This window comes from Deinococcus yavapaiensis KR-236 (genome assembly GCF_003217515.1).
Taxonomy (GTDB): Bacteria; Deinococcota; Deinococci; order Deinococcales; family Deinococcaceae; genus Deinococcus_A; species Deinococcus_A yavapaiensis.
The window spans coordinates 161,448-183,379 of the sequence record NZ_QJSX01000007.1; the positions used below are offsets into that span (position 1 = coordinate 161,448).

The 21,932-nt window shown below is 64.7% G+C and carries 19 protein-coding genes and 1 pseudogene; 11 read left to right on the forward strand and 9 right to left on the reverse strand.

Annotation, left to right across the window (positions count from 1 at the left end; genetic code table 11):
• Positions 1 to 79: 79 nt before the first annotated feature.
• On the reverse strand, positions 80 to 1,066 hold the full coding sequence (locus tag DES52_RS10580; RefSeq protein WP_110886786.1) for a hypothetical protein: 987 nt from the start codon (positions 1,064 to 1,066) through the stop codon (positions 80 to 82).
• A 626-nt stretch (positions 1,067 to 1,692) separates the two neighbouring features.
• Here DES52_RS10580 and DES52_RS10585 point away from each other — a divergent pair.
• Positions 1,693 to 2,358: a Type 1 glutamine amidotransferase-like domain-containing protein gene (locus DES52_RS10585; RefSeq protein ID WP_110886787.1), complete on the forward strand. Its 666-nt coding sequence runs from the start codon at positions 1,693 to 1,695 to the stop codon at positions 2,356 to 2,358.
• Between the two features lie 230 nt (positions 2,359 to 2,588).
• Here the strand turns inward: DES52_RS10585 and DES52_RS10590 are convergent, their stop codons facing one another.
• The 3 genes from DES52_RS10590 to DES52_RS10600 all read right to left on the reverse strand — a co-directional run bounded on the left by DES52_RS10590 (position 2,589) and on the right by DES52_RS10600 (position 5,171).
• Positions 2,589 to 2,966, reverse strand: a complete 378-nt coding sequence (locus DES52_RS10590; RefSeq protein ID WP_211317903.1) for a GIY-YIG nuclease family protein — start codon at positions 2,964 to 2,966, stop codon at positions 2,589 to 2,591.
• A gap of 68 nt (positions 2,967 to 3,034) precedes the next feature.
• Positions 3,035 to 3,595, reverse strand: a complete 561-nt coding sequence (locus DES52_RS10595; protein WP_110886788.1) for a DUF2239 family protein — start codon at positions 3,593 to 3,595, stop codon at positions 3,035 to 3,037.
• 208 nt (positions 3,596 to 3,803) lie between these two features.
• Complete coding sequence (locus DES52_RS10600; RefSeq protein WP_110886789.1) at positions 3,804 to 5,171, reverse strand: hypothetical protein; 1,368 nt, start codon at positions 5,169 to 5,171, stop codon at positions 3,804 to 3,806.
• A gap of 182 nt (positions 5,172 to 5,353) precedes the next feature.
• Here DES52_RS10600 and DES52_RS10605 point away from each other — a divergent pair, with 182 nt between their 5' ends.
• Positions 5,354 to 5,605: a hypothetical protein gene (locus DES52_RS10605; protein WP_110886790.1), complete on the forward strand. Its 252-nt coding sequence runs from the start codon at positions 5,354 to 5,356 to the stop codon at positions 5,603 to 5,605.
• A 284-nt stretch (positions 5,606 to 5,889) separates the two neighbouring features.
• Positions 5,890 to 6,201: pseudogene (locus DES52_RS23815) on the forward strand (hypothetical protein); the annotation flags it as partial.
• A 282-nt stretch (positions 6,202 to 6,483) separates the two neighbouring features.
• Here DES52_RS23815 and DES52_RS10615 read toward each other — a convergent pair.
• Positions 6,484 to 7,995 (reverse strand): S8 family peptidase, encoded by a 1,512-nt coding sequence (locus DES52_RS10615; protein WP_110886844.1) that lies wholly within the window; start codon positions 7,993 to 7,995, stop codon positions 6,484 to 6,486.
• Positions 7,996 to 8,477: 482 nt separating this feature from the next.
• Between DES52_RS10615 and DES52_RS23580 the strand changes: the two genes are divergently transcribed.
• Positions 8,478 to 8,705, forward strand: coding sequence for a serine hydrolase (locus tag DES52_RS23580; RefSeq protein WP_281268566.1), 228 nt, complete (start codon positions 8,478 to 8,480; stop codon positions 8,703 to 8,705).
• Entirely contained in the window at positions 8,645 to 9,799 is a 1,155-nt protein-coding gene (locus DES52_RS10620; protein WP_281268567.1) for a serine hydrolase domain-containing protein, read from the forward strand. The genes DES52_RS23580 and DES52_RS10620 overlap by 61 nt, the downstream gene beginning before the upstream one ends.
• A gap of 105 nt (positions 9,800 to 9,904) precedes the next feature.
• On the opposite strand, the gene DES52_RS10625 is transcribed toward DES52_RS10620, so the two are convergent.
• Genes DES52_RS10625 through DES52_RS10635 form a run of 3 tightly spaced genes read right to left on the reverse strand, consistent with a single transcriptional unit; the run spans position 9,905 to position 13,216 of the window.
• Positions 9,905 to 10,753, reverse strand: a complete 849-nt coding sequence (locus tag DES52_RS10625) for a transglutaminase family protein (protein ID WP_110886792.1) — start codon at positions 10,751 to 10,753, stop codon at positions 9,905 to 9,907.
• A 4-nt stretch (positions 10,754 to 10,757) separates the two neighbouring features.
• Positions 10,758 to 11,720: an alpha-E domain-containing protein gene (locus DES52_RS10630; RefSeq protein WP_110886793.1), complete on the reverse strand. Its 963-nt coding sequence runs from the start codon at positions 11,718 to 11,720 to the stop codon at positions 10,758 to 10,760.
• Positions 11,720 to 13,216: a circularly permuted type 2 ATP-grasp protein gene (locus DES52_RS10635; RefSeq protein WP_110886794.1), complete on the reverse strand. Its 1,497-nt coding sequence runs from the start codon at positions 13,214 to 13,216 to the stop codon at positions 11,720 to 11,722. Before DES52_RS10635 ends, DES52_RS10630 begins: the two co-directional genes overlap by 1 nt.
• A 105-nt stretch (positions 13,217 to 13,321) precedes the next feature.
• On the opposite strand from DES52_RS10635, the gene DES52_RS10640 reads away from it, so the two are divergent.
• From DES52_RS10640 to DES52_RS10650, 3 genes are all read left to right on the forward strand, one after another.
• Positions 13,322 to 14,182 (forward strand): transglutaminase-like domain-containing protein, encoded by an 861-nt coding sequence (locus tag DES52_RS10640; RefSeq protein WP_110886795.1) that lies wholly within the window; start codon positions 13,322 to 13,324, stop codon positions 14,180 to 14,182.
• Complete coding sequence (locus DES52_RS10645) at positions 14,179 to 15,111, forward strand: transglutaminase family protein (RefSeq protein ID WP_170131004.1); 933 nt, start codon at positions 14,179 to 14,181, stop codon at positions 15,109 to 15,111. The genes DES52_RS10640 and DES52_RS10645 overlap by 4 nt, the downstream gene beginning before the upstream one ends.
• 489 nt (positions 15,112 to 15,600) lie before the next feature.
• The gene (locus DES52_RS10650; RefSeq protein ID WP_110886797.1) at positions 15,601 to 16,563 is read left to right on the forward strand and encodes a GNAT family N-acetyltransferase; all 963 of its coding nucleotides are present in this window, start codon (positions 15,601 to 15,603) and stop codon (positions 16,561 to 16,563) included.
• A 196-nt stretch (positions 16,564 to 16,759) separates the two neighbouring features.
• On the opposite strand, the gene DES52_RS10655 is transcribed toward DES52_RS10650, so the two are convergent.
• Complete coding sequence (locus DES52_RS10655; RefSeq protein ID WP_170131005.1) at positions 16,760 to 17,200, reverse strand: ester cyclase; 441 nt, start codon at positions 17,198 to 17,200, stop codon at positions 16,760 to 16,762.
• A 467-nt stretch (positions 17,201 to 17,667) separates the two neighbouring features.
• On the opposite strand from DES52_RS10655, the gene DES52_RS10665 reads away from it, so the two are divergent.
• The 3 genes from DES52_RS10665 (at position 17,668) to DES52_RS10675 (ending at position 21,784) form a co-directional block, all read left to right on the forward strand.
• A complete protein-coding gene (locus tag DES52_RS10665; RefSeq protein WP_110886845.1) occupies positions 17,668 to 19,968 on the forward strand; it encodes a LuxR C-terminal-related transcriptional regulator in 2,301 nt (766 codons plus the stop codon).
• 400 nt (positions 19,969 to 20,368) lie between these two features.
• Entirely contained in the window at positions 20,369 to 20,980 is a 612-nt protein-coding gene (locus DES52_RS10670) for a hypothetical protein (protein WP_146237257.1), read from the forward strand.
• 168 nt (positions 20,981 to 21,148) lie between these two features.
• Entirely contained in the window at positions 21,149 to 21,784 is a 636-nt protein-coding gene (locus tag DES52_RS10675) for a phospholipase A2 (protein ID WP_170131006.1), read from the forward strand.
• Positions 21,785 to 21,932 lie beyond the last annotated feature (148 nt).

Sequence of the window (21,932 nt, forward strand, 5' to 3'; positions counted from 1 at the left end):
ACCAGCCCTCGGCCGAGCGTCAAGCAAAGGAACCGGCCTGGCGCCGATTCCCTTCGCCGATGATCCACGAAGCGCGGCGTTACCGAGCTACGCTCCACGCCTCGCGGCCTTGGGCTCGTGTGACCTTCGGGTGGACGTGTGCCAGCAGCATGAGGCCGAGGCCCACGGCCGTCCACGCCGCGAGCGTGACGGCCGGTTGGAGCGCCCCCGCCCCGCCGAAGAACGCCACGGAGCGGAGAAGCGATCCGAACGCGCCGGGCGGCAGAAGTTGACCCAAGGCGCCCCAGCCGTCAGGCAGCAGTTGCGGAGCGCTGGTCAGGGCGCTCAACGGATTGCCGAGCAGCATCATGATCGTCAGGCCCAAGCTCAGTCCGCCCGCGCCGAGGAGACGTTCGAGACCCATGACGAAGACCGCGAGAGCCGTGATGCTGCCTCCCAGAACCGCGCTGTTCAAGAAGTAGCTTCCCGAGAGAGTCCCGAACCAGAATTGAAGCATGGCCGTGAGGGCCAAGCCGCCGAGCAGGGCGACGAGCAGGACGCCGACCAAGCGTGTTCTCGCGCTTCGGTAAAAGCGACCGAGCATCATCGTGCACAGCGAGCCGCAGAAGATCAAGGGAAGCGCCGCCGCTCCCAGCCCTGCTTGCCGAGGATCGCCCGTCGTGGCAGGAGCGACGTCCTCGACCGTACTGCCGCGCTCGGCACGCATCGCCGAGGGGAGTTGGCTCAGCAGTTGGGCGACTGCGGGGCTCGCCGCCGACGCGGTCAGCACGCTCACTTCCTGGGGCGTCACGAGAAGCGCTCCGTAGACGTCACGGTTCATGATCGCGGCACGTGCGGACTCGACGCTCTTCGTGGCGTGCAGTTCGAAAGCGCCCGGCTTCGCTCGCTCCAGCCTGGCTTGCAAGAGCCTGTAGATGGGTGCGGAAGCCACGACCGCGACGGGAACGCGTCTTGGCGCGGTGTGCACGGCAGGCCACGCGAGCGCGGCGAGCATCACGCAAGCGATCGACGTGATCAGAAAGCAGACGGCGACAAGCGGCGGTGTTGAAATCCGTTGAGGTTTCATCGAAATCTCCAGGGTGGTTGGCGGCGTCGCGGAGGCGAGTGCGAGGCCGCGGAATGACGGTGCCGGGGAACGCGATCGATTTCGAGCATTTGGTTTCATGTGCGCGGCACTGTTTCCTGCCTTTCGTCGTGCTACCTCACGTGAACCGTCCCTCGACGGGCGGGTACGAATCCGGCAGCCAGGGTGACGGTTCGCTCACCTCGGCGTTCGGTTCTTGTGGAACGCCGACCGTCCCGGTCGAAGTCAGCATGCGTATTGCGATGTGATCCGGCGGTGATTCGGTCACGCGCTGAACCTTGACGGTCGGCACCCGCTCACCTTTCCTGGGAGTCGCGCGGACGAAGGCTTCGCGACGCCGAGTTGCTTGTACGCGTTGCAACTCGGCGTGCGGACCTCGTGCGGCGGCGAACCCGAAAGTGCTCGTGAGGCCCCTCGACCCCGGCTGTTCTCGTGCTCGCCTATACTGTGGCGCACACGCCGATACGGTTCGGATCGGCACCGAAGGCATCGGTCACGCACGTAGAAAACGCACGGCGGCCTTCATGTCGCGCTCGGCGCGAGGCTCTCGGTCTGACACAATGACGGAAAGACACCTTGCCGCACCGAGTCCATCCAGGAGAGGCCTTATGAAATTGTTGCTGACGTCCGCCGGGATCACCAACGCGAGCATCCACGACGCCCTGGTCGGGCTGCTGGGCAAGCCGATCGCCGAGTCCAACGCCTTGTGCATCCCCACGGCGATCTATCCCTTTCCCGGAGGGCCCGCGATGGCATACCGGTTCATCAGCGGAGCAACCCCCAACCCCATGTGCGAATTGGGGTGGAAGTCGTTGGGCGTGTTGGAGCTCACGGCGCTTCCCAGCATCAAAGAAGAGTATTGGACGGCCGCTGTTCGAGAGGCGGACGCCCTGCTGGTGTACGGCGGAGACGTCTGGTACCTGCAACGGTGGATGCGGGAGTCCGGATTGGCGGCCTTGCTGCCGTCCTTGCGCGACACCGTCTACGTGGGAATCAGTGCGGGCAGCATGGTGACGGCCCCCATCTTCGGCGAGACGTACGATGATCCCGCCGCGCCCTTCGTCATCGATCAGGGGATGGGGCTGGTCGACTTCGCGTTGCTTCCTCACCTGGATCACGAGCGTCACCCGGAAAGCTCGTCGGCGCGCGTGCAGAAAATGGCCGCCGAGGTTCCCGTCCCGACGTACGGAATCGACGACCAGACCGCCCTCAAGGTCACGGATGGCGCCGTCGAAGTGGTGTCGGAGGGACGCTGGAAGCTGTTCACGCGCTGACAGGCGAGGTCTCCCCCAAGACCTCGCCTGTCAGCGGACGCGAGCGCAAAGACTTCCTAGAGAAGAACGTGTCCGCCGATCGGCGGTACGCTTCTCATTCGAACGGCCCATGACTGGACCTCGAAGGCTCCGATGTCGATTGCGGCGGCAGGCTCGGGAAGGCTTCCTCGGGCGGCGCGTGATGGTCGAGCCGCTTGTGGAACGCGGCGACCGCACGCCCTTCCGCGCCTTCACGCCCGAGAGGTGGACGGGTGATAGCCCGCGTCGCCGTACGGTTGAAGTTCGTCGAGCCAGAGGCGTTCGAGATCTTTGAGCTCGCGTGCGTCATCGTCTTCACTGCGGCCTTCGTGCCGATCGAGGACGTGCAGCACTTCGGTGACGAAGGCAGCCTCGCCGTGCTCGCGCCACTCTTGCTGAAGGATGCGGTCGCGATGGTTTCCGAGGCGCAGCGTGAACACCAACTTGTTGATCGCGGCGGCCGTGTGAAGGCTCGCGCCGATGAGCCGCTTGCCGTTGACGGTGTTGCGCAGGGACCAGACGCCCATGACGGGCTCGAAGTTCTTGTACGGGCGGGTGGGAGCGAACAGGACGGGATCCGTCGTTTTCATGGCAGGACGTCCTTCAAGCGTGTGCGGAGGGCGTGACGTGACGTAGAGCGCGGAGAATCTGCTCGTTGTCAGGAGGTGAAGGCGGGTTCGGCGAGGCGCGCGGCATGAGTTCGAACGTCCGAAGCCCAGGAGGCGGTGTGGTGGGCGAACAGGTCGCTTTGGCGGGCGTAGAGGGCGCGGAGCGCTTCCTCGTAGTAGGGGTGGTCGCCCGCCATGGCCGTGATGAACAGGCGAGTTGTTTCGATGGCGCGCCTTGCTTCCTGGCCTCGGGGGTCGTGCTTGCGTGCCTCGTCGACGAGGCGGCGCAGGGCGGCCGACGCGCCGCCTTGTTGTTCGTCGAGCCAAGCCCAGTGGCGGGGGAGAAGGGTGACGTCGCGGGCCGTGACGCCGAGCTTCGGTCGGTCGGGTCCGGCGGGTGCTGGGCTGACGTAGCGGGCGAGGACGTCGTCGAGCGTGCCGGTGAGGTCGAAGTCGACGTGTCGTCCGGTGCGGTCGTCGAAGATGACGACGTCGAGGTGGCGGTCGTGCTGTTGGTCGTGGTGATGCTTGAGGATGTGTAGGAGTTCGGCGAGGGGGGCGGTGACGAGGCGCCGATCGCCTTGAAAGGCCGTGTAGGTCGTTGCATCCATGACCGAATTATTGTACGGGTAAAAAGATGTGTCAATATCACCCGGCTAAAATACTTACGGCTGCAGCAAAGCGAGCATAAAACCCACCATTTCACGCTCGCAAGAAAAGAAGGCGGCTTCGACCCCGCCTCATGTCAAACGTCACCACGAGGGGAGCAGCCTGCTCCCCTCGTGGTGGCCCGTGTACGGAAGTACACGCGCCACCACGTCAGCGGCCACCGCCCGAAATGATGTTGCGCTTGTCTCTCGTCAACGTCACCGTGACAGGCGGGCGATCCTCGATGAGGATGAAGTCGTGAATTCGAATTTCCCACGGTGTGGCCGTCCCCCGGTAGGTGCGGTCACCGAAGTGGAACAGCACGTCGTCGCCGCGTCCCGTGAACTCGATGGTCCCTTGAGATCCGGAGATGTATTCGTCGCTCCAGTCCGAATCCTCTCCATCGGCCGAGAACTGCGTTGTCGCCGTGAGGGAGGCCAGATCCGTCGTGAGCGGCACCAAGCCGTCTCGTCGATCGGGGTGGAAGCCGGTCGAGGCGTCGTACAGCCAGTGCTTGAGGTACAACACGGGCGGCTCTCCCCAGGCGTCGCGCTGAGACACGTATGCGTGCACGTCCAAGTAGTACGTGTCGCTCTCCTCACCGGGCAAGCGAGGCAAGGCGTACGCGAACGGCGATCCGTCGACGCGCAAGCCCTTGTAATCGCATCCTTGATAGCCGTCGCCCGGCGGTTGGCACACGTTACGAAGAATCTGCACGCGAGAAGCGAGGGTCAGCGTACCGTATCCGCCCGCCGACGCGAGATCGAGTTGCACCGCGACGCTCACGGGATTGCCGGGCGGCATGGCGTCCGGCGCGACGTACGTCACGCCCATCGAACTTTGACCGGACATGACGCGGCCCACGAGGGTGTTGCCGCCACGAACGCCGTTCACCGTCCAACCGAGCACGCCGACGTCGAAGTGCCGCTCGTCGAACGTCAACGAGCACTCTTTCGCCGAGGCCGGACAGGGCGCGCTCATCGTCACGACCTCCAAGTCGAGAGGATCGCCGAGTTGCACGGCGGCCCGCTCGGGAACGAGCTTCCACTGCTTGTACAACCCCCAGTCCGCGAAGAAATCGAGCTCCGCGCTCACCTCTTGCTTCTCGGCGTTCACGCCCGGCACGCGATTGATGCCCTTCCACGCGCCGCTCGCGTCTTGGTAAGCGAGGCGCAGCCCTTCCGTCGTTCCCGTCACGACGTTCGAATCGTACTCGATCTTGACGGTGGCGGGCTTCGCGAGCTTCTGACCCTTCGGCGTGAAACGGTAAGCATTGCCGACCGCGCTCGGCGCTTCGTTCGTGATGGCTTGAATGCCGACTTCCGTGGGTTGACTCAACGCACCGCTGGGAATGACGAGCTCGATGAGGCCGTCGTCGGACGAGACCGTTCCGCCCGCCGGGCCGATGATGCGCGTCGTCGCGTCCCCGACTTCCCCGCCGGGCGCCGTGGTGGCGGGCGTGACGGCGCTTTGCGCGAGGATGGTGGTGGCGGCGAGAACGCCGAGGAAGAGCAGGGATCGTCGAGGATGTTCGAGCATGAGGATTCTTCTTTCACGCGTGCGCACTCGATCTCGTCGATGATGCCTTCACGCGCCGTCAGTGTGGAACGCCCCGCGTGATTTTCGCGTGATAGGCAGCGGAACGATCGGCGCGGGCGTGGCAGTCGAGGGTATAGGACGGCGTCATTCGGCCATCACGCACCACGGTTTACCTTGGCCGCATGGACGCCTTGATCACTTTGACGTTGTACGTGCTCGGATGGCTACTGTACGGCTTGTGGAAGCTGCTAGGCAACTTCTTCGGTTTGGGGGCGACGTGCGTCTTGGTCGCCCTGTACGGTCTTGGCAGCGACTGGCCCCTCGCCGGGGTCATCCCGATCGCCGTCGTTGCCCTTGGGGCGTGGAGCGTGTCGCTTCACGGCGGGCTTCGTTCTTGGCGAGAAGCACGGGCGGCGCGCGAGCTTCGAGGGTAACAAGCCGGGAAACATCCGTAGCGCGCACGTCGAGCAGGTCGTTCGCATCCTCGCGTCGAGAGCTTCGCGTGAGCACGCCCCTTCGAGCCTCCGTCGTGAAGGTCGTCGTCCTGACGTCTTGTTGCGCGGCCGTCTATTTCCCAAGATCCTCGATGGCCGCGTCGGCGGTCGATCTACACGGGCGACGCGCCCGCCACGTACGCCGTCGTCGAGGCGACCGAGCCACCGAAGCCCGAGGATGATCGCCTCGGCCACGCCGAAATGCCCTCGAGCCCCGCGCAGAGTGGGCGCGGATCGTCGGTGAGACCGTGCGCATCCACCGCGACTTCTTCCACGATCCGGCGATGCACGGGCTCGACAGGGCGTCAGGGGCAAAGCGAGACCGCGCGTTCCTGCCGCACGTCGGTCAGCGTGAAGGCTCGTGGCCGAGGCGTCCGGCGAACGCGTGGGGTACGCCTACGCCTCGGACAGTGACGTGTCGCGGACCATGTCGGGTCGCTGGGCGCACATTTGGGCGGTCGCTTTCGCTTCTGGCACATTCTCGGCGGCTTCAGACGAGGTCGAGGTGCCGACCGTCCGCCCGTCGGCGTTCGTGAGAGGCGGTCGCTTCGCGCCTCGTCGACTCAGGTTTGAAACCTCCACCGGGGGGCGCTTCGTTCCCTTGTCACGAAACCTCGCGGTGGAACGCGACCGGACGTACCGACGCGAAGGGTCGGCCCCGACTGTTTCCTTTTCGCGTTCAGGCAACAGCGGTCGAGCAAGGAGTCTTGCCAGGACAAAGGCGATGCGCGAACTTCACTCGGCGGCTGGACGCCCTCCCGGGACGTGGCAGCAACGCGGGGTGCGGGCGCCTTCCCGGCGCCCGCACCTCTGGGATGTCACTTCGTGATGGCCGCCAGGGCGTCGACTTCACCCGCGCCGTAGAAGCCGTTGTGGCCCATGCCGCCCAGGCAGGTCGCCGTGAAGTCGACGCCGGGGAGAAACTGCGGCAACGGATTGTACGAGCGTGCCGGGCAGTCCAGCGGTTTGGCCGTCTGCATCAGCCGAGCCTTCACCGCGCCCGGCGACATAGGACCGAACTGGCTGATCATCAGCGCGACGACTCCCGTGACGTGCGGCCCGGCCATGGAGGTGCCCTGCAGGTAGCCGTACGTCGCACAAGGTGCTGTCTGGCAGTCCTGCACGATCCTGCTGGGGAGAAGGTTGTTCCGGTGTGACGCGGGCCATGTCGAAAGAATCAGCCCGGACACGATGGTTCCCTCTGGCCCGGGAACGAACCGATCGCCTCCTGGCGCCGCCACGTCGATGACGCCCGCGCCGTAATTCGAGTAGTAGGCTTTGCGCTGCTGTCGGTTGTCGGCGGAGACGCTGATCACGCCCGGCACTTCGGCGGGCACTTGCGCGCAGGCGTTCGTGACTTCCCGTGTCATCGCCGTGGTGTTGTCGGGGCTGATGGTGTCCACGTTCTGCCTCGAGAGGTCCATGTTCTCGTTGCCTGCCGAGGCCACCACGGTCACACCCTTGCCGATCGCGTAGCGGATGGCGCGCCGCTCCGCTTCCCAGATCGCGCGCTGCTCGGCATCGTTTCGGCAATTGAACAACCAGGGATCGGCGAAGTAGCTGTTGTTCGTGACGGCCATGCCCTTTTCGGCGGCCCACATGAATCCGCACACTACGGCCTCGGGGTAGAAGAAGCCGTTCGCGTCGCCGACCTTGATGCCGGCGATTCGGACGTTGGGAGCCACGCCGGTGATGCCGATGCCGTTCTTCGCGGCGGCGATCGTACCCGCCGTGTGCGTGCCGTGTCCGTCGTCGTCCATCCACGCGGCGGGTGTCTGGTCCGGAGAGCCGCCCACGCACGAGGCGCTGCTGGAAAAGTCGACGTTTGCCGCGAGATCCGGGTGGGTGTAGTCCAAGCCGGTATCGAGGTCGCCGACGAGGACGGCGCGCGAGCCGGAATTGACGGCTTGCGCTTCCGGCACGCGGATTTGCCGCATGTCTCCCTGCAGCACGCTGAGCGGGTCTCCGGAGGCGACCGGGGTCGTCGGCGCCGCTTCGACCTCGGGCTTTTGAAGCTGCACGGCGAAGTCGGCGGTGCCGGACGCGCCCTGCACGCGGGCGTCACGGCGAACGGCGGAGGCGAAGGCGGGGTCCGCGGCGCGCGCCACCGCCACCCCGATGGCGTCGTACCGAGCGACCAGCGTGCCGCCCGCACGGGTGATGGCGTCGAGGGCGACTTCGTTTCCGCGGTACACCACCAGGTAGGTTCGCGTCGCCTGGGACGAGAGGGCAGCCGCCGAGGCCACTCTCAGGGAGGACGGCGTGTGACCGCAGGCCGTGAGCGACAAGGTCAGCGCGATGGCGGCAGCGGCAGACGGAGAAAGCTTCATCGATCTCATGTGGTGTTCCTCCACGAGCAACAAGAAGCTTCGGGCCGGTCTCACCATTCGCTCCGGTACTTCTGCTGGTGACCGTGCTTAGAAGTACCTTCTCAGCTCCCGATGACTTATCGAAACATGAAGACGGGACGCCGCGTTTGGGTATTTAATGAACGCTACTTCATGGCTTCTTGATTCTCGGGCTTCTTGTGTTGTTAACCTTTGCAGGAAAGGTCGCGTGAGAAGCCTCAAGGCGTACTTTTGCCTGTCGCCGCACATCGACTCGATCCTCCTTCGTCCCGAGCTTCCAGGTCGTCCTCGCGAGCGCCGCCGGTAGCACGCGCTCCAATCAGAACTCAACGTCGGACGCCGGCACGCTCTCGGACGCTATCCTGCTTTTCGACACCGTACGCGCCCTGGCCCCCTACCTCCAGTCGTGGTTGGAGTACCAGCGGGATCTGGCGCGAGTGCCGGGCGTCCAGGTGGCCGTGCGGGTGAACGGTGAATTGGCGGCCTCGTTCGCGCTGGGCGTGGCGAACGAAGCCACCGGGCAGCCCCTCACGCCACGGCACCTCTTCCGGATCGCCTCACACTCCAAGACCTTCACCGCGACCGCGATCTTCCAACTGGTCGAGAACTGGTCGAGGCCGGGGCGCTGCGCTTGGACGACTCCGCGGGCCGCTGGCTGCCGGAACTGGAGGAATCGCCCGCGGCGGACTTGACCGTGCGGGCACTGCTGGGGCACCAGTCGGGCATCAACCGCGACGGAGCCGACAGCGACTACTGGCAGCAACTCCACGACTTCCCCGACCGCGACGCTCTGATCGCACTGTGCCGAGCCGACGCCGTGTTCCCACAGAATCAGTTCTTCAAGTACTCGAACATGGGCTACTCGCTGCTGGGCCTGATCATCGAGGCGGCCAGCGGCCAGACGTACGAGGATTACGTGGCGGCGCACATCACAGGGCCGCTCACGCTGACCGACCTGGGACCGGAACTGCCGCCAGAGCGCGAGCCCGAACTGGCGGCCGGGCACAGCGGGCGCTTGGCGGGCAACGATGCCCGGCGGGTGCTGCCCTCGTCGGATACCCGGGCGATGGCGGCCGCCACGGGATTTTACGGAACGGCGGAAGATGTCACGGCCTACCTGGCCGCGCACGCACCGGGCCGCGCCGAGTTGCTCACGGACGCGTCCAAGCGCCTCATGCAACGCAAGGAATCCGAGATCAGCCGACCCGTGAAGCGCTGGTACGGCCTGGGCTTCATCATCGATGAAATCGGGGGGCGCACGGTCGTGGGCCACTCGGGCGGCTTTCCCGGGCACATCACGCAGTCTTGGCTCGACCCGGAATCGGGCTTGGCGGTGTCCGTCCTCACGAACTGCTTGGGCGGCCCCGCGACCGAATGGGCGACGAACCTCATCAAGCTGATCGATCTTGCCGTGCACGCACCGGAGAAGAAGACCGCCGACGTTCCCGGCTTCGACCTGAAAACCTACACGGGTCGCTTCGCCACCGACTGGGGAGCGTTCGACGTGGTCGATCTGGCAGGCCGACTGGTGTCGCTGATGCCACAAGGCGATCCTGCGTTCAGCGCCACTGAATTGACCGTGGTCGACGCCGACACGCTGATGCCCGAACCGCAAGCTGGCTTCGGCGCGGTCGGTGAGCCGTTCCGGTTTCAGCGCACGGCGACCGGCGACATCGAGTGGGTGCGTCAAGGCGGCGGGCGAGCTTGGCCCGTCGCGGCGTACCGGGAGCGAGTGGGCCTCGCTCCGCTGTCTCCCCGCGGACGCACAGGCGAACGTTCCGCCTGAAACGCGCCGCGCGGTGACGCGGCGGCATGCCAGCACGGACGGCGCCCGAGGTGGTCGGCGAGAGGCGGGAAGAACGAGAGAGGGAGCAGTCGGGAAGGGGCGAAGTTACTGCTCCGCGCCTTCCCGGCGCACGCGAACGTCCACTTCCAACGCCGCTTGACCGCCTCCTCGAAGCACGCCGCGCACGGGCGGCACGTCACCGTAGTCACGTCCGTGGCCGATCTTGATGTGCGCCTCGCCGACGAGGACGTCGTTCGTGGGATCGAACCCCACCCAGCGCGGCGGCAAGAAGCACTCCACCCAAGCGTGCGTCGCCGCCGCGCCGACGAAGTCCTCACCGGCGTGCACGTACCCCGACACGTACCGAGCGGGGATCCCTCGCGAGCGGCACACGGCGATCATCGCGTGCGCGTAATCCTGGCAGACACCGGCGCCTGTTCGTGCGAACGCCTCCAGCGGCGTATCGACCCGCGTCGCGCCCGGCGTGTACGAAAAGCGGCGATGCAAATGCGTCGTGAGCTCGCTCAACTCCCCTGCGAGCTCGGCATCTTGGGAAGTGGGACGCCAGCCGAACGCCTCGCCGGGATCCGCGCTCAACGTCGTGCGCGGCGAGGGCGACACGAACTCGACGAGATGCTCGTGCGAAGGATGCCGAAGGAACGAGGTCAACGTCGCGCGCGTGACACGCGGCGGCGGTGAGTCGGGCGAGGTGAAGACGAGCGACGTCGCTTCCAAGCGCAAGGTCGTGTGACGTTCGGGCACCTCGACGTGATGAACGATGGTGCCGAAGTAGTCGGTGCGCACCTCGACGTGCGCTTCGGGGGTAACGACGAGCGAGAAGTTCGAGACGGACTGCCGTTCGTCCTGCGTGGGCTGCAAGCGCAATTCGTTGAACGAATCCCACGCGGGCGCCGGGTAACGGTACTCGGTGACGTGCCGAATGAAGGCGCGCATGCGTTCAGGCGGTGAAGTACGCTCGGTGAATGGCCGTCCCGATCGCCGTGACGTCGGCGAGAAGGTCGCCCAGCCCGGGGGACGCGTCGTCGATGACGTGCCGGACGTCCACGTGCGCCAAACGCGCGACCAGCCAATCGGCGTCTCTCAGCAAGGAGCGGACGGCAGGCCGCATCGCTTCGGGTCCTTCTGTGACGGCGGCGATGTCTCGCAGCGACTTTGCCAGGGACATCGCCGAGTACCGAACGGAACGCGGAAAGTCCGGGGCGAGCAGCAAGAACTCCGCGACCCGCCTCGGTTCGAGCCGCGAGCGGTAGCGCTTGCGGTGCGCTTCGTACGCGCTCGCCGTCTTGAGGACCGCCATGAGCCGGTGGTTTTCGAGCGCTTGCGCGCCTTCTTGCGCGTCCTCCTCGCTCGGGCGGGTGCGCACTTGCAAGAGCCGCAAGACGTTGTCGGCCCGTTCGAGCTTCTGGCCGAGACGCAAGAACGCCCATCCTTGATCGCGCGGCAACGCCGCGAAGGCCATGCCGAAAAAGAGTTGGCACGCTTCGCGAACGGCGACGCAGTAATCGTGTAGCGCGTCCGTGCGCAACACCCGCTCCGTGTCGAAGCACAACGAGAGGTACGCGCGGTTGATCGCTTCCCACATTTCGCTCGGAATGCGGTCGCGTAACGACCGAGCGTTCTCTCGCGCGCGCGACAAGCACGAAACGATCGACGAAGGATTCGCGCGGTCGAACGCCAACCAAATCGGAACGCCTTGCCCGTCCATGCCCGCGCTGCCGTACCGCTCCTGGTAACTCGCCATCGAACCGCTGATCGCGATGAGCGGCTCCCAGAAGTCCTCGACGACGCCCGCGCTTTCGAGCGTCGCGTAGTAATTGACATCCAGCAGACGCGCGGTGTTCTCCGCGCGTTCCACGTACCGTCCAATCCAGTACAACGACTCCGCGACCCTCGCGAGCATCAATGCCCTCCTTCTTGCTCTTGGTGTTGACGCTGAACGCGTTCACGACGCGGTTCGCTCAACACCCACGTGTCCTTGCTTCCGCCGCCTTGCGACGAGTTCACGACGAGCGACCCTCTCGTCAAAGCGACGCGTGTGAGGCCGCCCGGCACGATCGTGATGTTCTCGCCGACGAGAATGTACGGCCGAAGGTCGACGTGCGCGGGCTCGAACTTCCCGCTGTCCGGGTAGTACGTCGGGTGGCGAGACAACGCGATCGTCGGCTGCGCGATGTAACCGCGCGGATGCGCCCGCACGTTCTTCAAGAAGCGCTCGATCTCGTCCTTGCTCGCCGCCGGACCGATCAGCATGCCGTACCCGCCCGCTTCGCCCACCGCTTTGATCACGAGACTCGACGCGTTCGAAAGCATGAAGTCGAGGCCGTCCTTGTCGAGCCCCAAGTGCGTCTCGACGTTGTTGAGGATCGGCGTTTCCGACAGGTAATAGCGAATCATCGCCGGGACGTACGCGTACACGGCCTTGTCGTCGGCGACGCCCGTCCCGATCGCGTTCGCGAGCGCCACGCGTCCCTTTCGGTACACTTCCACGAGGCCGGGCACGCCGAGCAACGAGTCCTCACGAAACGTCAGCGGATCGAGGAAGTCGTCGTCGAGGCGGCGGTAGATGACGTCCACTTGCGCGCGACCGGCCGTCGTTCGCATCCACACCCGCCCACCTTCCACGAACAAGTCGCGTCCCTCGACGAGTTCGATGCCCATCTGCTGCGCGAGAAACGCGTGCTCGAAGTACGCGGAGTTGTACATGCCCGGCGTGAGCAGCACGATCGTCGGGTCGTTCACGTCACGCGGCGACAACGAACGCAGCAATTCGAGCAGCGCGGTCGTGTAGTGCTGCACGGGCCGCACGCGCGCTCCGGAAAACAAGCCGGGCAAGGCGCGCGTCATCGCGACGCGGTTGGCGAGCAGGTACGAAACGCCGCTCGGCGTGCGAAGGTTGTCTTCGAGCACGAGGTACTCGCCCGTCTCGTTGCGCACGAGGTCCGTTCCCACGACGTGCGTGTACAACCCGTGCGGGACGGTCACGCCGTGCACTTCGCGTCGAAAGTGCGTGGAGCTGTACACGAGTTCACGCGGAATGACGCCGTCCCGCAAGATTTCGCCGCGTCCGTACACGTCACGCAAGAAGGCATTCAGCGCTTTCACGCGTTGCGTGAGGCCACGCTCGATGTGCGCCCACTCGTCGGCGGGAATGACGCGCGGCACGGGATCGAAGGGAATGGTGCGCTCCGTTCCGGCGCCGTCGACGTCGAGGCCGCCGTACACCGTGAACGTGATGCCTTGATTGCGAAAGGCGAGATCCAACAGGGCGCGTCGTCGTTCGAACTCCGCTCGCCCGAGGCCTTGAAGGTACGCGTGAATGCGTTCGTAATGCGCCCGCACGCCCTGGGCGTCGAACATCTCATCGTAAAAACCGCTCGCCGCGTACCCGTCGAACATGCTCGCCTCCGTGTGAGTATGAAGATACACGGTCTGTGTTTTTCATGCTGCCTTGCGTAGACCACGGCAAGCTCATCGCTTGTGAAGATGACTAGGGTAGGGAGCATGACTTCGCGCGACGACCCTTCCGGCGCATTGCTCGTGCGCGTCGGCTTCGAACTCACGTACGACGTGCCGTACGTGGCGCCGCTGCTCTTCCTCGTGGAGCCCAGCGACGGCCCTTTGCAGCGCGTCATGTCATCACGGCGCCTCTTGCCGCCGGACTTGCCGCTCGACCGCTTTTCGACGTACCGCGATGCGTTCGGCAACCTCGTGTGGCGCGTCTTGGCCCCGACGGGGTCATTTCGAATCGGGCACGACCTCGTCGTGCGCGTTCCGACGGCGAAAGATCCCGTGCTGCCGCACCTCGACAAGCCGAGCATCGAGCACATTCCCGACGACGCGTTCGTGTACACCCTGCCCAGCCGATACTGTCCATCCGACTTGTTCATGACGATGGCGTGGGATTTGTTCGGAGATCTTCGCAGCGGCTGGGAGCAAGTGCAAGCCATTTGCGACCACTTGCACCTGCGCGTGCGTTACGGCGTGGGTAGCACGGCGTCCTCGGACGCGCTACAAACGTACGAAGCGCGCGTCGGCGTGTGCCGTGACTTCACGCACATGGCGATCTCGTTTTGCCGTGCGCTCAACATTCCCGCTCGGTACGTCGGAGGCTACCTGCCCGATTTGTACATCGAACCGAACGACGCCCCGATGGACTTCCACGCTTGGTTCGAAGCGTACCTGGGCGGCGCGTGGCGCACCTTCGACGCGCGTCACAACATCCCCAGGGCAGGACGGGTCAAGATCGGCGTGGGCCGTGACGCCACGGACGTCGCGTTCAGCACCTCGTACGGCGCCACGAGACTCCAGTCCATGCGCGTGTGGGCCGACGAGTACCACGACGCTTCGGAGCAAAGCACGTGAACGCGCCGTGGCCGAGCGACGTCGTTGCTCGCGCGCCGTTCTCGCCCGACGTCCTCGATCACCGCGCGATCGAATGGCCTCGGGTGCGACGCGCGACGCTGCAGGCGTTTCAACGCTTTCGGTACGTGTACTCGGCGCCCGCGTACGACTTGTCGCAACGCCTCGTGATTCGCCCGGCGGACGACCGCGTCGATCAGCGCGTGGTGTCGTTCGAGTTGCGCGTGCATCCCCGGCGCTCGACGCGCATCGAGCGCCGAGACGTGTATGGAAACGTCGTGGTGGACGTCGACGCCTCGTACGTGCGGCGCGAAGCTCGATTCGACGTGAGTTTCGTCGTGGAGCGCCTCGCGAGCGCTTCGCGTCCCGTCGCTTCCGCTCGACAAGCGGAGCTTCTAGCTCATCCGACGCTTCTCACGACGCCGAGCGCGCCCATGCTGGAAGTCGCGCGGAACTTGCGCGTTCGAGCGACCTCACCGCACGATCTCGCGGCCCGTATTTCCGACTTCGTCAGCGAGCACATGACGTACAAAGCGGGCGTCACGACGGTCAAGACGCCCGCTTCAGACGCGTTCGACATTGGCGCGGGCCTGTGCCAGGATTACGCGCACGTCGCACTCGCCTTGTGCCGCGCGGCCGGAATCAGCGCTCGGTACGTGTCGGGTCACATGCTCGGCGAGGGTGGCTCGCACGCGTGGATCGAAGTCCTGCTGCCTCGGCAGGACGGCTTGTTCGAAGCGATAGGACTCGATCCCACGAACGCTCGTGCGCCGAACCTCAGTTACGTCGTCGTGGCGACGGGCGCGGATTACGCGGACGTCGCGCCCACCACGGGCTTGTTTCGAAGCTCGAAGGGCGGCGTGCTGCAGTACGAGAAGCGCGCCGGACCCGTGCGCGTGGAGTACGAGGATGGAACGGTGCTCGAACGCTGAACGCCACCACGAGGCGGGCGCGTGCCGACGACAGCAAGGGCGTTCACCGACGCGCGAGCACGAGCAGGACAAGAAAGAACCTCGGCAAGATGCTGCCGCGTCCTGAACACACTCACCGACACGCGCCCAAACTTCCATCCTCGACACGAGCGCGAACCGAGACGCCCCTATCGATCACGGCACGGGCTGAGTGCCTAAGTTGGGCAGGCGCGTTGACATCTCGAACGTGGTACCACGCGACGACCCGTCCCGCCTTTAATCGTTGGTCGTCGCGCTCGTCCGGGTGCGCAAGAGCTTGTGGAAGCGATGCGTCGTCCAGGCGGCGCCGAGAAAGTCGTGCGAGAGGGCGCCTCGTCGGAGGAGGGCACGCACCTGTTCACGTCGAGGTGCCGTGCTTCTTGCCGGGTCGTGCCCCAAGGGGAAGATGACGCGTCGGGGCCGTGGAGGGCACGAGTTGAACGAGGTGCTTCCAAGGGGTCATGCTGAGTCATGACGACCCCGCCCACGTCGTACACCATTCGTGACGTGCAGCCCAACGACCTCGCCGTGTACACCGCGATCGTCAACACCGAAGAGACCGAGCCGCTCACGCCCGAACACCTCGCCGAGCTTGAGCGCATCACACGGGAGCGAGCGATCTTCCGTCAGCGCTGGGTGCTCGAAGACGCCGAAGGACACATGCAAGGCACCGCCTCGCTGTTCAACTTTCCCGTGCAACCGGGTGCGTTCTACCTCACCCTGGTCGTGACTCCCGAGGCCCGAGGACGCGGGTACGGCGCGGCGTTGCTGACCCATGCGCACGACGTCGCCCTCGCCAGAGGGGCTCGGACGTTGCAGGGAAGCGTGCGCGACATCAACTCCGCGTCGCGCGCGTGGGCGGAGCAGCGAGGCTTTTCGCTGCTCTTCCATCGCTTCGAGTCCACCCTCGACCTCACCACCTTCGATGAAGCCGCGCACGCCGAGGTGGAGCGCCGCGTCGCCGACGCTGGAATCACCTTCGAGGACATGCGGACGCTGGGCAACGACGAGGCGAACTGGTCGCGGTTGTACGACTTCTACGCCGACCGCAATGTGGAGACGCCAGACGCGAGATTGTCGGGCATGCCGCGCATGTCCGTGGAGGAGTCGCGGCAGTCGCTGCGCGAGTCCTTGGAGGTGCGGCCGGAATGGATGGTGCTAGCGACACGCGGCGACGAGTGGTTGGGCTTGAGCGTGCTCACGTCACATCCGCACGGTTCGTACAACCACTTCACCGGCGTGGCCCCTGAAGCGCGCGGCTTGGGGTTGGCGCGGGCGTTGAAGGTGGAGGTGATTCGTCGGGCGCGCGCGGCAGGCTTCTCGCTGATGATCACGAACAACCTCAGCGTGAACGCGCCGATGCTGGCGGTGAACCGCCATTTGGGATTCGAGGCGCGGCCGGGCCTGTGGGTGATGCAGCGAACGTTGGCGTAGCCTCAGCTCTTGGCCAACACGACCCGAAGTGCGTGTGTCGACGGCTCGGAGTCGTACACGCACTTTTCACCGTGCGGTGAGGCCGGTGTTGACGTTGATCTTCGCTCTGAAGTTCAGCCGGTTGTGCACAAGCACCTGAGGCTCGGCGATTCCCTCGGTGACCATGCTCCTCGAGGTCTACAGAAGAACCTCGTCGTCAGCCGCGCAGTTCGGCCATCATGCCGCCGCCGTCAAAGCCGCTCCAGGCCTCCTCGATCAGGCCGTCCTTGAGACGTGCCATGAGGATGCCCGGCACCCGTATCGACCGACCGGTCGCCGCGAGGCCACCGAACGATCCGTCGTGGGTCCCGGCGAAGGTGTAGCGCACCGCCACCAAGTCGCCCTCGGCCATCACGTCGTCCAACGTGAAATGAATGTCGGGAAAGCCAGCGCGAAACATGGCCACCCGGTTCTTGAGCCCCTCACGGCCTCGAGTGAGCGTGGCGTCTGCGCTGCCGTCGGTACGCACCGGGGCATCGAGAACGTAGGTGGGTGCGTAAAGCTCATCCACCACTTCGAGGCGGCCAGCATTGAGCACTTCCTCGAAGTGGCGGCGGACGACCTGCTTGTTGCGTTCGGCCGATTGAGTTAGGGACACGTCCCGAATTATAGGCCGATCCCAGGGAGCAGGGGGTACGAAGAGAAACAACGACGGGTCATCGTGATACGGCGAGTCCGGGTGGCGGTCTTGTCCCGGTACACACGCTGGCCGACGAACACCATGAGTTGACCATCGAAGAAGGGCCGCGATTCCTTGGATTCACCGTGGTGATCCCACGAGGGAAGGGAAGTGCTGAGAGAGTTGGATGCGGAGCCCCGCTGGAACGTCGGGGCGTTCCAGTCGGGCGAAAAGCTATCGGAAGAAAGATTCGGCTTCCATGGGAACGAAGGAATCGACGCCATGGTCGTCGGGTACAGGCCCCCGGTCGTGCCCAGTCGTCAGGTCATCGAAACGGAACTTCACGCCCTCGGCATCGACAAAACGCCTTCTTACACGCCCCTTGGACGGCGATCGAAAAGTTGACGGCGGGCGCGTTCACCCTCTCGGCGTTTGTACACTGGAGCATGGACAGCCACGAGGTTCCGGGCGCCCATGTCCACCTCCCCTTCCCCTTCCTGCCTCCGATCATCGGGAGAGACCGCGAACTCGCCCTCGCGCACGCCCTGCTGCTGCGAGATGACGTTCACCTCGTCAACCTTCGCGGACCCGGCGGCATCGGCAAGACCCGCCTCGCGCAAGAACTGACGCAGCGACTCGTCTCGACCTTCGACCTCGTCGTGTTCGTCGAGTTGGCTCCCCTGCGCGAACCCACCTTGATCCTCCCGGCCATCTCCAGCGCGCTTCACGCGCCTCCACACCGCCCGGTCCTGGAAGGCCTCATCGAGACGATCGGCGAGCGGCGCGTCCTGCTCGTCCTCGACAACCTCGAACACCTCCTGCCGCACGTGCAGGACCTCACGACCCTGCTCGCGCACGCGCCGCACTTGAAGATCGTCACGACCAGCCGCCGAGTGCTGCACCTTCGAAGCGAGCACGACTTGCCGCTCGCGCCCCTCTCGCTGCCTCAGGACGACACGGAGCAAAGTGAGGCGGTGCAGTTGTTCGTGCGCCTGGCCAAGACGGTCGATCCGACGTTCGAACTCGACGACAAGAACCGTGCGTTGGTGGAACGGGTGTGCGTGCTGCTCGACGGCATGCCCCTCGCGCTGGAACTCGCCGCGGCGAGACTGCGCGCCGTTCCGCTCGAGGAACTCGTGGAGTGGCTCGGCACCCCCCTGGAGGTACTCGCCGACGGTCCGACGGACGCTCCGAGGCGCTCCCGCTCGCTGCGGGACACCGTGGGGTGGAGCTACGACCTCTTGACGCCCAACGAACAGGAGATGTTCGCGGTCTGCGGGGTGTTCGTCGGGGGATTCACGAAGGCGGCGTTGGAAGCCGTGACAGGCCGCCCGGACGTCCGGAACTTCCTGATTCAACTCGTGGAGCACAGCCTGCTGAGATCGACGACGAGCCTTGGAGGTCGCTGGTCGATGCTCGAGCCCATCCGCGAGTTCGCTCACGAACGCCTCGACGAGTCGCCGGACGTGCGGAACGTCCGCGAGAGGCACGCGAACTACTACTTGACGCTCTCCGAACAAGCCGAGAGTTGGACGCAGACGCTCAAAGCCGAGTGGATGGAGCGTTTCAAGGCCGAGCACGCCAACTTCGAAGGAAGCTTGCAGTGGTTCATCCAGGAGGACCGCGCCGAGGACGCGACGCGACTTTGCAAAGCCTTGCGCCCCTACTGGCTCGGGCGCGGCTTGAACCGAACGGCCATCGCCTGGATCGAGCGTGTCCTCGCGACTCCGAGCGGGAGGCCCCGGACGACTCACCGAGCGGAATTATTGGGCTTTGCCGCGGATCATACCGTGCAACTCGGAGACTCGTACGACTCGGGCGAACGGTACTGTCATGAAAGTATCGAGCTTCACCGCGAATACGGGAACGCGCTCGGTGAAGCGAACGTCATGTGCTCCTTGGCATGGCTGTATGACGGCAGCGGAAAAGGCGACGCGGCCCGTGATCTGCGCCTGGACTTGTTGAATCGGTACGAGGTTCTCGGAGACCAGGCCCAGGTGGCGATGGTGCTGTGCAATCTCGGAACGGGCTTCATCGATGCCGGGAAGTACGATCGCGCGCTGGCGTACTTCGATCAGGCGCTTCCGGAATTGGAGCGACTCGGAGACGTGACCAATTTGGCATTTCACGCGGTGTTTCGAGCCGTCGTGTTCAAGCGGACGGGAAACGTGGATGCCTGCCTTCACGAGATGAAGCGGTCGTGGCAATTGGGAGCGGCGATCGAGGATCGAGCCTTCCTGTGGAGGGCGCTGGGAATCGTGGCGTACCTCGTTCGGCAGTCCGGGCAGGCGGACTTCGCGACTCGATTGCTCAGCGCGCAAGAGCACGTCCGGTTGCAAATGCAGCGAGCCATGCTGCCGTCCCGTCAGAAGGAGTTGGAAGAAGAGCAGCAGGCGTTGCGCTCCATCCTCGGCCAAGCGGCCTTCGAGAAAGCGTGGCGAGCGGGCGAGAAGATCAGTTTGGCAAAGATCCAGTCGCAGGTGGACGCGTGGTTCGCCGCTCCCGTGGCGATGAGAGCGAAGCCGGAAGACCAAGGGATGCCGGACGTCCTGACTTCCCGCGAGCGAGACGTGGTCGCCCTCGTCGCCGCTGGATTTTCGGACAAGCAAGTGGCGTCCAAACTCGGGATTCGTGGTGGCACCGTCAGTAAGCACGTGGGAAACGTCCTCGGAAAGCTCGAGTTGAAGAATCGCACGGAACTCGCCCGCTGGGCCATGACGCATGGCGTTTCGCCTTCCATAACTTGATCCACCCGCTGGGAAGGTGCAAGACGCTCGGCCGGACCGAAGGAAGAAGGACGTCGTCCAATTCGGCGTCGAACCTGTGGGGCCAGGTTGAGCGGACCCACGAAGCGACCCCACCCACACACCGTACGCTTCGTGACCGCCGCCAACCACCCGAGCTTGGAAGCGCGGGCGAACGCTCGACCTTCGACGGCAAACGGCGCGCGGCGACTACCTAATTCTGTCAGGGTCCCAATCCTGGGGATGCGCCTCGCTCCATCTTCCTCCTACCGTGAGGAGTCAGCTCGGCGGCGACGCTCACTCGAGGCGCGGGGCCTTCGTCGGCAGGATGGAGGTCCATCCTGCTTCCTCTGTGCGCAGCGAAGCAGGGGGACGGGGGCGTGCCTGTCCGGAAGGAGTGAACATGAGCGCCGGGAGGCTCGGTGACCAAGACGCCTCCCGTTTGGGTTCCAGTGCGGCTCGTTCGGAAGAAACCCTTCTTTGCTGCTGTGCAAGCAGGAGCGAGACCGATTCGAAGGAGGAACTCATGAACCAATTGCGCGCGCGCTTCCTGCTCATTCCCGTAACCGCCGCCGCTTTGTCGGGGAGCGTCGAAGCCACGGACTTCGGCATGCGCAACCTCAAAGGAGTACGCGTATGTACCGACGAAGCCAGTGTGCAAGCGCAAGACAACACGGAATTGCAGCACGCGCTCCTTGTGGAGATGCGCCGACAACTACGTGTTGGCACTGTGTCGTCCGTGGAAGGAGCCTGCCAAACCCGTCGAGATGCTGTTCACCTCATCGTGGACGTCGACTATCAAATCAAGTCGGCTTTCTCGACCGAGATCGAGCTTTTCAACCGCAACCTCGCGGGATTCGCCGACGCTCTCAAAGTGTATCAGCGAGGAAGTTTCGGTGTCACGGAGGACGAGGAAACACTCATGGAATTTGTCATGTCCGAGTTCGATGAGTTCGTGATGGACTGGCGCGAACAAAACGATTTGCCCACGACTCGGTCGAATCGGCAAACGTAAGACGAACCGATGAAGGGTTCTAATTCAATGTACGCTTGTCTTGCCGCCTTCGTCCTGTGTTCGTTGGCATAAGCAACAAGCCATTTGTCGAAAAGTGAATTTATAGGGGCGACAGACTCTATCTGTCCGCGCACTTGACACCTTTCAGTACCACGAATGGAGATTGTTATGAGGATGTGGCCGCTTTTTGTCTGCTGCAGCATTGCCATCACGCCCGCGGCCGTCGCTGGTGGAGCGGGCGCTCCCGTCGGGGCGTTGAACTTGTCCACCATCGAACGCATGACGCCCGCTCAACTTCAGCGCCTGAGCCTCAACCAAATCGATGACTTGACGACCGTCGCAGGTGCCAGCATCGATCAGTTCCTCAAGACCATGCTCGTGGGGCCGTTGCCCGGCCCGGTCTGGCCCAGCGCCGATTACACCCTGTACTACTCGGCCATGCTTTCGTCCGACGCGTGGATCAACAGCGACTACAAAAAAGACGCCGGAGCGGACTTGACCAGCAACGGCTGCGCCTTCCCGGTCGCGGCGGCGTACCAGAAGACGTTTGGCGCCAACGCCTGCCGCCACCAGAACTTTGGCTACCGCAATGTCGCACAGTACCACCGAACGCACACCGAAGCTGTCCGCAAGGTGCTGGACATGCGCTTCTTGCTGGACATGTACGTTCAGTGCTTGGATGAAAGCACGTCACCGGCGGGTCGGCTGGCGTGTGAGCGAGCGGCGGTGGCGGCGTACGTACAGGCGCGGACGCTGGGGACCAGGGTCTTCGACGCGGTTCAAGCGCGCTACAGCAACCCGTAAGCACAGAGGTGAACGGTTTGGAGCACCCTCGGTCGGGTGCTCCATCTGAATGACTTGGGCTGCCTTGATCGTCATGGCGTTTGTGGAACGCGACGAATCGTTGATAACGCGGAGCGTGCGAGCAGCAAGCATTCCAAGTGATGCAGCT